Source organism: Herbaspirillum seropedicae (assembly GCF_001040945.1).
Taxonomy (GTDB): domain Bacteria; phylum Pseudomonadota; class Gammaproteobacteria; order Burkholderiales; family Burkholderiaceae_D; genus Herbaspirillum; species Herbaspirillum seropedicae.
In genome coordinates, this window is the sequence record NZ_CP011930.1 from 2,620,337 (window position 1) to 2,633,789 (window position 13,453).

Sequence of the window (13,453 nt, forward strand, 5' to 3'; positions counted from 1 at the left end):
ACCCAATCTCAGGAGAGCAGCATGAACGCCACCACCCAACACACCCAATCGGCCTTGGCCGCCACCCCTGACGCCGCCTGGGAGAGCGCACTGGATCAAGCCTGTGCGCAGGCCTGCGCGGCCATCGCACCGGCCTGGCCGCTGGATCGCGCTATCGCGGTCAACCCGCACTGGTCGCGCATCGGCATGCCCTTGCGCGAGGTCGCGGCGCGCATGGCGCTGCTGGGCGGCATCCAGGTGCTGCCAGCGCGCGCGCAATTGCGCCAGGCGTGGGCCGAGGGCCGCATCAGCGCGGCCGATCTGCACCTTGCGCTAGGCCGCTTGCCCGCGGCGCGCGCGGCAGGACTGGACGCTGCCCATTGTCAGGCCGTGCTGGCATCGGATAGCCGCCCAGCGCAGCTTCCTCTGCTCATCGATGTCCTCGACAACGATCCCCAGCGCCATACCCGGCTGTCCTGGCGCCAGGCCATCACGCACCAGGTCAGCCAGACCTGCGCCGCCTACTTCGACCGCCACCAGGCCGACTGGCAACCCGAGCGCGACAACGGCCTCTACGCCTTCTGGCGCGAGACGCTGGAGCACGACCACGGCATCGGCCTGTTGATGGGCCTGCCGCACATCGCCCATGGCATCCAGGCGCTACCGGCCTGTGCGCGCGAGGCCGAGCGCTGGGTCATGCAGCGGCTGGGGCTGCCCGCCGAGGTCTGGGCGGACTACCTGGAAGCGGTGCTGCTGACCGTCAATGGCTGGGCCTCGTGGTGCGCCTACCTGGGCTGGCAGGCGCGCCTGCAGGGACAGGACGATCCGCACCTGCGCGAACTGCTGGCCATCCGCATGGCCTGGGGCGCCTTGCTGCTGGAGTGCAAGGACGACGACGCCGCCACCCAGGCCTTCAGCACCGTGCAGCAAGCCTGGGGCAGGGCGCGGGAACGCCTGCAGCAGGTCCGCGACGAACTGGTGGTGGATGAAGTCTGGCAACTGGCGCTGGAAGTCGGCTATCAGCGCCAGCTGGCGCAAGCCTTGTTGCAGGATCGCACTGCCGCTGGCGCAGCCATCGAGGTGCAGGCGGCGTTCTGCATCGACGTGCGCAGCGAGCCAATGCGGCGGGCGCTGGAGCGCCTCCATCCGGGCGTGCAGACGCTGGGCGTGGCCGGCTTCTTCGGCCTGCCGGTGGCCTATACGCCGCTGGGCACGCAGGCGGCGCGGCCGCAATTGCCGGGCCTGCTGGCCCCGGCCTATCAGGTGCAGGAACAGATCATTCCCGCCGCAGGCGCAGGGGCAGGGGCCGCGGACAGCACCGTGCTGGCCAGCGCCGCCGCCCGGGCGCGCCACCGGCAACTGGCCGGCAAGGCGCAGTGGCAGGGCAATACGCGCTGGCCGGGCTCGGCCTTCTCCTTTGTGGAAGTGGCCGGGGTGAGCGCGCTGGGCGGCTTGTGGAACTGGCTGCGGCCGGGTCGCGGCGCACGCGCGCGCGATGACCTGGCCGGCTTGCCCACGCGCTACCGCGCGCTGTGCCGCCCGCAACTGAGCGGCGTGAGCGAGGCCGACAAGGTGGCGCTGGCCGCCCGCATCCTGCACGCCATGGGACTGGACCGCGCCGTCGCGCCGCTGGTGCTGCTGGTGGGACATGGCAGCCAGTCCGCCAACAACGCCCACGCCGCCGCCCTGGATTGCGGCGCCTGCTGCGGCCAGACCGGCGAAGTCAATGCGCGCACCCTGGCGCAGTTGCTCAACGAGCACAGCGTGCGTCGCGGCCTGCTGGCGCAGGGCGTCGACTTGCCCGAGGAGACCGCTTTCCTGGCCCTGCTGCACAACACCACCACCGATGAAGTGGAGGCCTTCGACCTGGACCTGCTGCCCGCCCCAGCGCAGCAGCGCTGGGCCGCCATGCGCGAGGTCTTTGCCCGCGCCGGCGAGCAGGTGCGGCGCGAACGCGCAGCACGACTGGGACTGGACGGCGAGCAACCCGCAGCGCGGCTGCTGCAGGCCCTGCGCCGTCGCGCCAACGACGGCGCCCAGACGCGGCCGGAATGGGGTCTCACCGGCAACGCAGCCTTCCTCATCGCCCCGCGTGCGCGCAGCCGCGGCATCGACCTGGGCGGGCGCTGCTTCCTGCATGACTATGACCCTACCGAGGATGGCGAGGGCGCGCTGCTGGAGCAACTGATGACTGCGCCCATGCTGGTGACGCACTGGATCAACTGGCAGTACCACGCCTCCACCAGCGACCCGCAACGGCTGGGCAGCGGCAACAAGCTGCTGCACAACGTCGTTGGCGGCGCCATCGGCGTGTTCGAAGGCAACGGCGGCGACCTGCGCATCGGCCTGGCGCGCCAGTCCCTGCATGACGGCCAGCGCTGGCTGCACGAGCCGCTGCGGTTGACGGTGGTGATCGACGCCCCCGAGGCCGCCATCGAACGCGTCATCGCCGCGCACGCCGTGGTGCGGCAGTTGCTGGAGAATGGCTGGTTGCATCTGTGGCGCTTTGGCGAGGCTGGCTTGCTGGAGCGCGGGGAGCAGGGCTGGGTGGCGGTGTGAGGGCCAAAAGGCGCGCCAGGCCATCGTGAACAGGCCCTAAGCGCGGCCGGTCGCCAGGACGACCGGGCCGCCAACTACGGCGCCGCGCTTATTCCGGGAACCGCACCAGCCGCTTGGCGTCCTTGGGCGCCTGGTACTGCGCCGCATTCATCTGCATGGCCAGCAGCGTGTAGTAGGAATTGACCCCGGTCAGGTCCACCACGCCTTTCTTGCCGAAGCGCTTTTCCGCCCGGGCGAAGGTCTGGTCCGAGACCCGCTTGTTGCGGTGCAGTTCGATCGAAAAATCATAGACGATCGTTTCCTCCTCACTCATCCCCTCCGGACGGCGGCCATCGGCGATGGCTGCCGCAATCTCCGGCTTGATCCCGGCCTTGATGGCGATGGGATAGTGCACATACCACTCGTAATCCTGGGTCCACTCGCGGGCGGTGATGAGGATCACCAGTTCGCTCAAGGTGTTGCCGATCGCCGAGTGATAGCGCAGGTAATCGCCCATGGCGCGTGCCTGCGTCATGACCTGGGGACTATGCATCAGCGGCTCGAAGGGGCCGAATACCGGCACCTTGCGCGCAGCCAGGAATTCATCGGCGGCCTGTTTCTGTTCCGGCGTGTACTGCTCCGGCGGGATGACCGGCAGGCGGTCAGCGGCTTGGGCCAGCGAGCCGGCCAGTAAGGTGGATGCAATGGTCATGGTCAGGGCCTTGTTCATGGGGTTCTTGTCTCCTGGATTATTGGTCTATTGGTGGGGTTGTTGCCTGGTCGGCCTGTGCTCGCTGGTCCGCCTGGATGACCGGACGCCAGCACATCCCCCCGCCTGGCGCGGCAGGGCAAGTCAGGATAGTGCAGGATGAGCTGGCCGTGTTGTTGGCGTCGCACAGCGTGGCGATATGGCTGCCCGAGCTTCATGAGAAAAGCGGATATCGAAGCATGTTTTACTTTGTGGCTCTGCGTGACGGTCTCGCCCACAATCGGGGCTTGGCGGCAGCGACGCAGCATGTGTCTGCCGGACCGCTTCCTCTTTCCCCTTCTCGTCACGGAGTGTTGCATGAAGTTTTCCCATCTGGTGTTCTTGTCGTTGACCGTTCTGTCTCTGCAGGCCGCCCAGGCCGCTGACAAGCTGCGCATTGGCGTGGTGCCGGGCGCCTATGGCGACTCCGTCGCCGTGGCCGCCAAGGAGGCAAAGCGCCAGGGCATCGATGTGCAGGTGGTGGAATTCACCGACTGGACCACGCCCAACGTGGCGCTCGACGCCGGCGACCTCGATCTGAACTACTTCCAGCACCAGCCCTTCCTCGACAACGCCATCCAGAAGAACGGCTACAAGCTGGCCAGCGCCGGCACCGGCATCCTCTCCAATGTCGGCCTGTATTCGCTCAAGTACAAGTCCCTGACTGCGCTGCCCCAGGGGGCCAAGGTCGGCATTGCCAACGACCCGGTCAACCAGGGGCGGGCGCTGCTGTTGCTGCAGAATGTGGGCCTGATCAAGCTCAAGCCCAAGGTCGGCTACCTGGGCAGCATCGATGACATCATCGACAACCCGCGCAAGCTCAGTTTCGTCGAAGTGGAAGGGCCGCAACTGGTGCGCATCACGCCCGATGTCGACCTGGCCCAGGGTTACCCGCACTTCATCGTGGCCGCCAAGGCCTTCGATCCTTCTTCCGGACTGGCCTATTCCGGCATCGAGGACGCGCGCTTCGCCATCCAGTTCGTGACCCGGGCCAATCGCGTCAATGATCCGGTGGTGCAGAAGTTCATCCAGATCTACCAGAATTCGGCCGCCGTCAGGGCCGATATCGGTCGCGCCTTCAACCACGACAGCCGTCTCTATACGCTGGCCTGGCTCAAGAAGTAAGACCTCGCGCCCCCATCCTTCTGGAGACCGCATGGAACTCTCGATCACCGCCCGCCAATCGCTGACTGCCCCCAGCCGCCCCGAGCACGTGCGTGAACCCACCGTGGCCCTGGCCACCCCCGCCCGCGGCGGCCCGCACGGCAAGGTGGCGCTGCGTGGCGTCGGCAAGACCTATGTGTCGGCAGCCGGCCCGGTGCAGGCGCTGCAGGATATCGACCTGGAGATCGCACCAGGCAGCATCTTCGGCATCATCGGCCGCAGCGGCGCGGGCAAGTCCAGCCTGCTGCGCACCATCAATCGCCTGGAACGGCCCACCAGTGGCCGCGTCGAGGTCGATGACGTGGACCTGGCCACGCTCGACGAGACGCAACTGGTGGCGCTGCGTCGTCGCATCGGCATGATCTTCCAGCATTTCAACCTGCTGGCGGCCAAGACTGTCTTCGACAACATCGCCTTGCCTCTGCGCGTGGCCGGTGTGCCGCGTGCGCAGATCACCCAGCGGGTGCATGAACTGCTGGCCCTGGTCGGCCTGCAAGACAAGGCCGACAGTTATCCGCGCCGGCTCTCCGGCGGTCAGAAGCAGCGCGTGGGCATTGCCCGCGCCTTGGCCAGCGGCCCCGAAATCCTGCTCTGCGACGAAGCGACGTCGGCGCTCGATCCCGAGACCACGCAGTCCATCCTGCAACTGCTGCGCGATATCAATCGCAAGCTGGGCATCACCATCATCCTGATCACCCATGAGATGAGCGTCATCCGTGAGATCGCCGACCGCGTGCTGGTGCTGGAACAGGGCCGCGTGGCCGAGCTGGGCGAAGTCTGGCAAGTGTTCGGCAAGCCGCAACATGCCGCCACCCGGGCCTTGCTGGCGCCCCTGCAGCACGGCCTGCCGCAAGAGCTGCAGCAGGCGCTGCAGCCGCAGGCCCCGGCGGGGCGGCATGAACGGGTGCTGCAACTGGAATTCCATGGCGGCGACGGCCTCCAGCCAGACCTGCAGCGCATTGCCGCCGTGCTCGGTGGCAGGGTGCGGGTACTGCAGGCTGGCGTCGATCACATCCAGGGACATACCCATGGCCAGCTCGTGCTGGCGGTGGCCGATGCCCCGGCTTCCCATGACTGGCTGGCGCTGACCCAGGGCGCGCAGGCCATCGCCCATCACATCAAGGAGCTAGGTTATGTCGCTGACCCTGTCCATTCCCATTGAGCGCTATGGCAATGCGCTGCTCGATACGCTGCAGATGGTCAGCGTGTCCGGGGCGCTGGCCTTGGTGGCGGGCGTACCGCTGGCGGTCTTGCTGATCGTCTCGGCGCCGGGCGGTTTTCTCGACTGGCCGCGCCTGCATCGGGTGCTGGGCAGCGTGATCAACGGATTTCGCGCCACCCCCTTCATCGTCCTGCTGGTGGCGCTGATTCCCTTGACCCGCCTGGTGGCCGGCACCACCATCGGCGTCTGGGCCGCCATCGTTCCGCTGGCCATCAGCGCCACGCCGTTCTTTGCCCGCATCGTCGAGGTCAGCCTGCGCGAAGTCGATCCCGGCCTGGTGGAAGCCGCCCAGGCGCTGGGTTGCCGCAAGTGGGACATCGTCTGGCATGTCTACCTGCCCGAAGCCTTGCCGGGCATCGTCGGCGGCTTCACCATCACCCTGGTGGCGCTGATCAGCTCATCGGCCATGGCGGGAGCGGTGGGGGCGGGCGGCTTGGGTGACCTGGCCATCCGCTATGGTTACCAGCGCTTTGATACCCAGGTGATGGTGATCGTGATTGCCATGCTGATCGTGCTGGTATCGCTGGTGCAAAGGACCGGCGACAGCTACGTGCGGCGTCTGCGTAACCGCTGATGGGCTTGATGAAGATGTAGATCCCTCGTCGAGCAAGATGATCCAGGCCGGCCACATAGTCAGACTATGTGGCCGGTTTCTTTTTGACAGCTGAGCTCCAGCAATGACGAAGGGAGGTCCGGAGGCGCCATCCTACAAGGGTATGAGTTGCTGTCCGATGTCTGCGCAGCGCGGCTATTGCTAACTTGAATCAAGCTGGATGTTCGGATACTCCAAAGAACAAGAACCATCCGATCGCCGACTTGATTGCAGATGGCGCGGGTATGCGCACTGACCTCACGCACTCACCTCAAAGAGAGAATAGGCATTGGAAAATCTTCCCCTCACCGATTTTTCTCCACGCATCTATTGCGTCGATCCTTCCCTGGTGGCGTCCCCCGATTGGGATGATCTGCTGGGCCGGTGCGCGGCAATGGGGTTCGATCATGTGCTGCTGTGCGGTGACCTAGTGGATGCCTCGTTTGCAGAAGTCGCCAAGCTCTGCAAGGGCCACCGCTTGCGCCTGCTGGCGGACCTGTCGCTCACGCGCTTCTACGCCGGCGATCCGGTGCTGACCAGTCATGCAGACTGGTTCGCACCGCAGAGCAGCGCCGCGGTAGGCCTGTCGAGCCAGGACCTCGCTTCCGATCCCTTGCCTGATCCCCGCTACCCCAGCGTCATGGATGAGCGTGACGACGAGCTCGTCACGCGCAGAGCGCGCTTCGACGATCCCGTCGCCGCCGACGCCATGCTCGACTGGTGGCGCGCGCGCTTGATGACCCTGGTGGACGCCGGCGTGGCCGGCTTCCGTTGCCAGGAGCCGGCCAGCATCCCGGCGGATTTCTGGCGTCGCCTTATTGCAGGCATACGCCAGCAGCAGGCGGACTGCCGCTTCCTCGCCTGGACGCCAGGCTGCACGCATGATCAGCTTGATGGACTGGCCGGTATCGGTTTTGACGCCGTTTTTTCTTCCGGGGCATGGTGGGACTTCCGGGATCCCTGGTATTTCCGCGAATACCGCAAGCTCGCCGCGATCGCGCCGGTGCTGGCCTTCCCGGAAGATCCATCGGGTCCCCGGCTGGCGCGTGTGCACGGTTTTCGCGATCCGCAGACGCGACGCCTGGGCGCGCTGCGGGCCTTGCAATTCGCCACCCTCAGCGCGGAGGGGTGGATGATGCCGATGGGCTTCGAATTCGGCCTTACCGCGGCGCTGAGGGTCGCGCATCGGGCAGGCAGCGCCACCCGATTGAGCGATCCGGAAGCCTTCAAGCGGGCCTGTGCCGACGCCGATCTTGATTTCACCCGCGAGATCACGGAAGCCAACCGCACCCTCGCGCAACGACGCCAGTCACCCCCCAAATCCTTGGCGCTGCGCTTGACGCCGCTGAGCGCCCCCGATTCGCCATGGCTGCTCATGGAACGTCACGGCGTCAATGTAGAAGATGGTCTGCTCATTGCCGTCAATCCCGCGCTGGATAGACCGGTACGCATCACGGATGACGGTTGGCAGCAGCGGCTGCAAGAGAGCGTCGCGCCATGGCAGGAAGACGGACTTGTGCTGGAACCCGGCGCTGTGAAGGTACTGCCTCTGAAGCCGCTGCAAGGCGTCTCTGGTGAGCTTGATCAGGCCACCCCTGCGCTAGGCGACATGCGTTCCCGCCGTATTGCCATTGAACGTGTTTCACCCGCCGTAGACGACGGCGCTTTCGCCGCCAAGCGCATCGTTGGCGAACATTTCGTGATCGCTGCCGATATCTTCATGGATGGACACGACCATCTTGCCGCCGAGGTGTTGGTGCGGGCTGCCGATGAAGCCCAGTGGCGTCGCATTCCCATGCATCCCGATGTTAATGACCGGTGGCAGGCCCGGGTATCCCTCACGCGCCTGGGACGACATTACTTCTGTATCGAAGCCTGGAGCGATGTCTTCGACACCTTCCGCGATGGCCTGCAAAAGAAGCTGATGGCGGGACAGGATGTGTCCCTGGAGATGGAAGAAGGGCGCTTGCTCATCGCCCGCCTGGTCCAACGCGCGGTGGAACAGGAGCTCGAACCCAGCGTGCTGGAATCCAGCAGGGCCCTGCTCAAGGCGCTCGGAGGCCCGCCCTCGAAAACGCGACGAAGTGCAGCGGGCAAGCAGGCCGACACCGATAAACGGCTGGCCTTCCTGTGTGCGGAAGAGACCCGCCAACTGGTGGAACAACTGACCGGGCTGGCGGGGGAGCGGGCGTTTCTTTCCCGTACCGATGCCGAATATCCATTGGAAGCGGAGCGCAGGTCCGCCGCGTTCTCCAGCTGGTACGAACTGTTTCCGCGCTCCCAGAGCGGGAGCGCCGATGTGCACGGAAATTTCGATGACGTCATCGCCCGCCTGCCGGCGATCCGCGCCATGGGTTTCGATACGCTCTATTTCCCGCCCATCCATCCGATCGGCAAGAAGCACCGCAAGGGAAAAAACAATAGCGTCACCGCCGGACCCGACGATCCCGGCAGCCCTTACGCCATCGGCAGCGAAGAAGGCGGGCATGACGCGATCCACCCGCAGTTGGGGACCTTCGAAGACTTTGCGCGCCTGCGTGACGCGGCGGCGGCCCACGGCCTGGAGCTGGCGCTGGATTTTGCGATTCAGTGCTCGCCAGACCATCCCTGGCTGAAGACGCATCCAGGCTGGTTCGCCTGGCGTCCCGACGGGTCGATGCGCTATGCGGAGAATCCTCCCAAGAAATACCAGGATATCGTCAATGTTGATTTCTATGCCGAGGACGCCATCCCCGAGCTCTGGCTGGCCCTGCGCGACATCGTGGTGTTCTGGGTGCAGCAGGGTGTGTCCGTATTTCGCGTCGATAACCCGCATACCAAGCCGTTCCCATTCTGGGAATGGATGATTGCGTCCGTGCGCAGCCGCTATCCGCAGGTGATCTTCCTGTCCGAAGCCTTTACCCGCCCCAAGCCGATGTACCGGCTGGCCAAGGTGGGTTTCTCGCAGTCCTACACCTATTTCACCTGGCGTCACGGCAAGCAGGAGCTGATCGACTACCTGACCGAGTTGACGACCGACACTGGCCACGCGGCCCAACCGCGCGACTTCTTCCGGCCGCATTTCTTTGTCAATACGCCCGACATCAATCCCTATTTCCTGCAGCGCTCAGGACGCGCAGGTTTCCAGATACGCGCCGCGCTCGCGGCCACCTTGTCGGGATTATGGGGCGTGTACAGCGGCTTCGAGCTAGGCGAGGCCAACGCGGTGCCGGGCAAGGAGGAATACCTCGATTCCGAGAAATACGAAATCCGCAGCTGGGACTGGCAACGCCCCGGCAACATCATCGAGGACATCACCCGCCTCAATCGCATACGTACCGAAAACCCCGCCTTGCAGACGCATCTGGGCGTGCGTTTCCTGCCGGTCAGCAATGATCAGATCCTGTACTTCGTCAAATCCACGCCAGCCGCGCCGTCGGGCAGAGCGGCTGTCGAGGGCGGCCTGCGATTCGGCGACAACACCATCCTGGTGGCAATCAACCTGGATCCTTTCCAATCGCAACAAGGCGAGATCGAACTACCGCTGGCCGGCTTTGGCCTGCCCGAGGGTGCTGAGCCAGCGCATCTGGAGGTGGTGGATCTGCTTGGTGAAGATCGTTTCAAGTGGTATGGCAGACATCAGTCGATCACTCTTGATCCGCGTGAACGCCCGTACCGTATCTGGCGCATTCGCGCAGGGGAGACCTGAGATGGAAAACATCCAAGAGAGCGGCGCTGCCTACCAGGGAGACCCGCTGGCGCAACAGCCCGGCAGCAGCAACGCCTACGCCCGCAACGCCAAGAGCGGCAATCGCAAGCGTCCCAGACAGGCGAAGCAGAGTCGGCCCGGCATGCAGTTTACCCGCGATCCGCTCTGGTACAAGGACGCGGTCATCTACCAGATCCACGTCAAGTCCTATTTCGACGCCAACGATGACGGCATCGGCGACTTCGCAGGGCTGATCCAGAAGCTGGACTACATCACGGGGCTGGGCGTGAACACCATCTGGCTGCTGCCTTTCTATCCCTCGCCGCGGCGCGACGATGGCTACGATATCTCGGAATACAAGAACGTCCACCCCGACTACGGCAACATGAGCGATGTGCGCCGCTTCATCGCTGCGGCCCATGAACATGGCCTGCGCGTGATCACCGAACTGGTCATCAACCACACCTCGGACCAGCACCCCTGGTTCCAGCGCGCACGGCGCGCGCGTCCCGGCTCGGTGGCGCGCAATTTCTACGTATGGTCGGACGACGACAAGAGCTACGCCGACACCCGCATCATCTTTGTCGATACCGAAAAATCCAACTGGACCTGGGACCCGGTCGCCAAGGCCTATTTCTGGCACCGCTTCTATTCGCATCAGCCCGATCTCAATTTCGATAATCCGCACGTCCTCAAGGCGGTGCTCAATGTGATGTCGTTCTGGCTCGATCTCGGCATCGATGGCCTGCGCCTGGACGCCGTGCCCTACCTGATCGAGCGCGAAGGCACCTCCAACGAAAACCTGCCGGAGACGCACGCCATCCTCAAACGGATACGCGCCGAGATGGACAGCAAGTATCCCGACCGGATGCTGCTGGCCGAAGCCAATATGTGGCCGGAAGACGTGCAGCAGTATTTTGGCGACAGTGACGAATGCCATATGGCCTTCCATTTTCCGCTGATGCCGCGCATGTACATGGCGCTGGCCAGCCAGGATCGCTTTCCCATTACGGACATCCTGCGCCAGACCCCGGATATACCGGCGGACTGCCAATGGGCCATCTTCCTGCGCAACCACGATGAGCTGACGCTGGAAATGGTGACCGATGCCGAGCGCGACTACCTGTGGAACCACTATGCCCCCGACCGCCGCGCTCGCATCAACCTCGGCATCCGCCGTCGCCTGGCGCCGCTGGTGGAGCGGGACTGGCGCCGCATCCAGCTGCTCAACAGCTTCCTGCTCTCGATGCCCGGTACGCCCGTGATCTACTACGGCGACGAGATCGGCATGGGCGACAACATCCACCTGGGTGACCGCGACGGCGTGCGCACGCCCATGCAATGGACGCCGGACCGTAACGGCGGCTTTTCGCGGGTGGACCCGGCCCGGCTGGTCTTGCCGCTGCTGATGGACCCGCAATACGGCTACCAGACCATCAATGTCGAGGCCCAAAGCGCAGACCGCCACTCCATGCTCAACTGGATGCGCCGCCTGCTCAACGTACGCAAGCAGCACCAGGCCTTCGGGCGGGGGAGCCTGGCACTGGTCTATCCCAGCAACCGGAAGATCTTCGCCTATCTGAGGGAATTCACCGATCCCAGGCCGGGCGGCGCGACCGAGACCATCCTGTGCGTGGCCAATGTGTCGCAGTCGGCCCAGGCGGTGGAGCTGGACCTGTCGGCCTTCGCCGGGCGCATTCCGATAGAGATGATGGGCGGCGCGGCCTTCCCGCCGATCGGGCAGCTCAACTACCTGCTGACCTTGCCGCCCTTTGGTTTCTACTGGTTCCTGCTGGCGCCGGAGGCCAACATGCCATCGTGGCGCGCCCCCACGCCCGAGCCGCTGCCCGAATACGTGACCCTGGTATTGCGCAAGGGTGTGCAGGAAATCATGGAGCCGCCCGCGCGCAAGCTGCTGGAGCAGGAAGTGCTTCCGCACTATCTGCTCAAACGCCGCTGGTATGCAGGCAAGCAACGGCAGATCGACAAGGTGGAGATGAGGGAAGCGACCACCTTGCCCATGTCCAGGACCCGGCCCGGCGCGCTGCCTATCGTGCTCACCGAGATCGACGTCCACAGCAGCGGGACCGAGGGTGATGCGGGAGCAGGGAGCGTGCAGCGCTATCTGTTGCCCCTGGGTTTCATCCGCGAAGAAGACACGGTCTCCGCATTGCCTCACCAGTTGGCCCTGTCACGCGTGCGACGCGGGCGCAATGTGGGTTTCCTGACCGACGCCTTTGCGCTCGACTCGTTCATCGTCGCCGTGCTGGAGTTGCTGGCCGACAGCGCCAGCATCAAGACCCGTTCCGGGCAATTGCGCTGCATTCCCACGGCAGCGTTCGACCCCGCCATCCTCACCACAGCGCTGGAATTGCGCCGCATCACCCAGGAGCAATCCAACAGCTCGGTGGTCATCAACAACGTGATGATGATGAAGGTGCTCAGGCAGGTCAATCCAGGCATCCATCCCGAAATCGAGATGGGCCGCTACCTGACCGAGCGCGGTTTCGCCAACGTGGCGGCCACCTTGGGCGAGGTGGTGCGCGTGGCCGACGATGGCACGCCCTACGCCTTGATCGTCCTACAGCGCTACGTCGATAACCAGGGCGACGCCTGGCAGTGGAGCATGGACACGCTGGAGCGCGCCATCCAGAGCGAAGCACTGGATGAATCCCAGCGCCAGCCCAACACCCGCCCGCAGGACGCCCAGGGGATCGATGACAATTCCGCCCTGGTCGAGCTGGTGACGTTTTCGCGCTTGCTGGGGCAGCGGCTGGGCGAGATGCATAGCCTGCTGGGCCAGCCCAGCGACGACCCCGCCTTCGATCCGCAGACGATAGGGGAGCCCGTCTGGAGGAGCTGGGCGCAAGGCGCGGCCCAGCAGCTCGAGGCCGCCCTCGACATCCTGCGCCAGAAAGAGGAGTGGCCCGATGCAGCCGAGGCGCACCATGCCGCCCGCTTGCTGGCGCAGCGCGAGCGCTTGCTGGAACGCATCCATCCGCTGGCGCAAGCCGCTGAAGGCTCTCTGGCCATGCGCCTGCACGGCGATCTGCATCTGGGCCAGGTGCTCATTGCCTTCAACGATGTCTATATCGTCGATTTCGAAGGCGAACCGGCGCGTCCACTGGAACAGCGCCGCGCCAAGGGAAGTCCGCTGCGCGATGTGGCGGGCCTGCTGCGTTCCTTCGACTATGCCGCCGCCTTTGGCCACACCATGGGACCCACTGATCTCGATGAGGCAGCGCTGGCCAGCAAGAAGCAGATCCTGCAACGCTTCGCCCCGGCCTGCCAGGCCGCGTTGCTGGAGGGTTATCGCCTGGGCAATCCATTGCTGGAGCAGAGCCTGCCGCTGGACGCACAGGCTCTGCTGCTGGATCTGTTCACGCTGGAAAAGGCCGCCTATGAAATCTGTTATGAAGCGGCCAACCGGCCAACGTGGATGCACGTGCCGCTGCGGGGACTGTACCTCATAGCGAACCGGATACTGGGCGAGGAAGATGGCGCATAGCGACCCGACACGAC

The 13,453-nt window shown here is 65.0% G+C and carries 7 protein-coding genes; 6 read left to right on the plus strand and 1 reads right to left on the minus strand.

Features of this window, described 5'->3' with window-relative positions:
* Positions 1-21 precede the first annotated feature (21 nt).
* Positions 22-2,538: a YbcC family protein gene (locus ACP92_RS11580; RefSeq protein WP_013234298.1), complete on the plus strand. Its 2,517-nt coding sequence runs from the start codon at positions 22-24 to the stop codon at positions 2,536-2,538.
* A gap of 88 nt (positions 2,539-2,626) precedes the next feature.
* Here ACP92_RS11580 and ACP92_RS11585 read toward each other — a convergent pair whose 3' ends face one another.
* On the minus strand, positions 2,627-3,247 hold the full coding sequence (locus tag ACP92_RS11585) for a carboxymuconolactone decarboxylase family protein (protein WP_013234299.1): 621 nt from the start codon (positions 3,245-3,247) through the stop codon (positions 2,627-2,629).
* A 336-nt stretch (positions 3,248-3,583) separates the two neighbouring features.
* On the opposite strand from ACP92_RS11585, the gene ACP92_RS11590 reads away from it, so the two are divergent.
* From ACP92_RS11590 to treS, 5 genes are all read left to right on the plus strand, one after another.
* Positions 3,584-4,390: a MetQ/NlpA family ABC transporter substrate-binding protein gene (locus ACP92_RS11590; RefSeq protein WP_013234300.1), complete on the plus strand. Its 807-nt coding sequence runs from the start codon at positions 3,584-3,586 to the stop codon at positions 4,388-4,390.
* Between the two features lie 31 nt (positions 4,391-4,421).
* Positions 4,422-5,591: a methionine ABC transporter ATP-binding protein gene (locus tag ACP92_RS11595; RefSeq protein WP_013234301.1), complete on the plus strand. Its 1,170-nt coding sequence runs from the start codon at positions 4,422-4,424 to the stop codon at positions 5,589-5,591.
* Positions 5,563-6,225: a methionine ABC transporter permease gene (locus ACP92_RS11600; RefSeq protein ID WP_041310709.1), complete on the plus strand. Its 663-nt coding sequence runs from the start codon at positions 5,563-5,565 to the stop codon at positions 6,223-6,225. The genes ACP92_RS11595 and ACP92_RS11600 overlap by 29 nt, the downstream gene beginning before the upstream one ends.
* Before the next feature lie 307 nt (positions 6,226-6,532).
* Positions 6,533-9,931 (plus strand): alpha-1,4-glucan--maltose-1-phosphate maltosyltransferase, encoded by a 3,399-nt coding sequence (locus ACP92_RS11605; RefSeq protein WP_013234303.1) that lies wholly within the window; start codon positions 6,533-6,535, stop codon positions 9,929-9,931.
* A gap of 1 nt (position 9,932) precedes the next feature.
* Positions 9,933-13,439 carry a maltose alpha-D-glucosyltransferase gene (treS, locus tag ACP92_RS11610; RefSeq protein ID WP_013234304.1) on the plus strand — a complete coding sequence of 1,169 codons (3,507 nt, stop codon included), beginning with the start codon at positions 9,933-9,935 and terminating at the stop codon, positions 13,437-13,439.
* Positions 13,440-13,453: the final 14 nt, after the last annotated feature.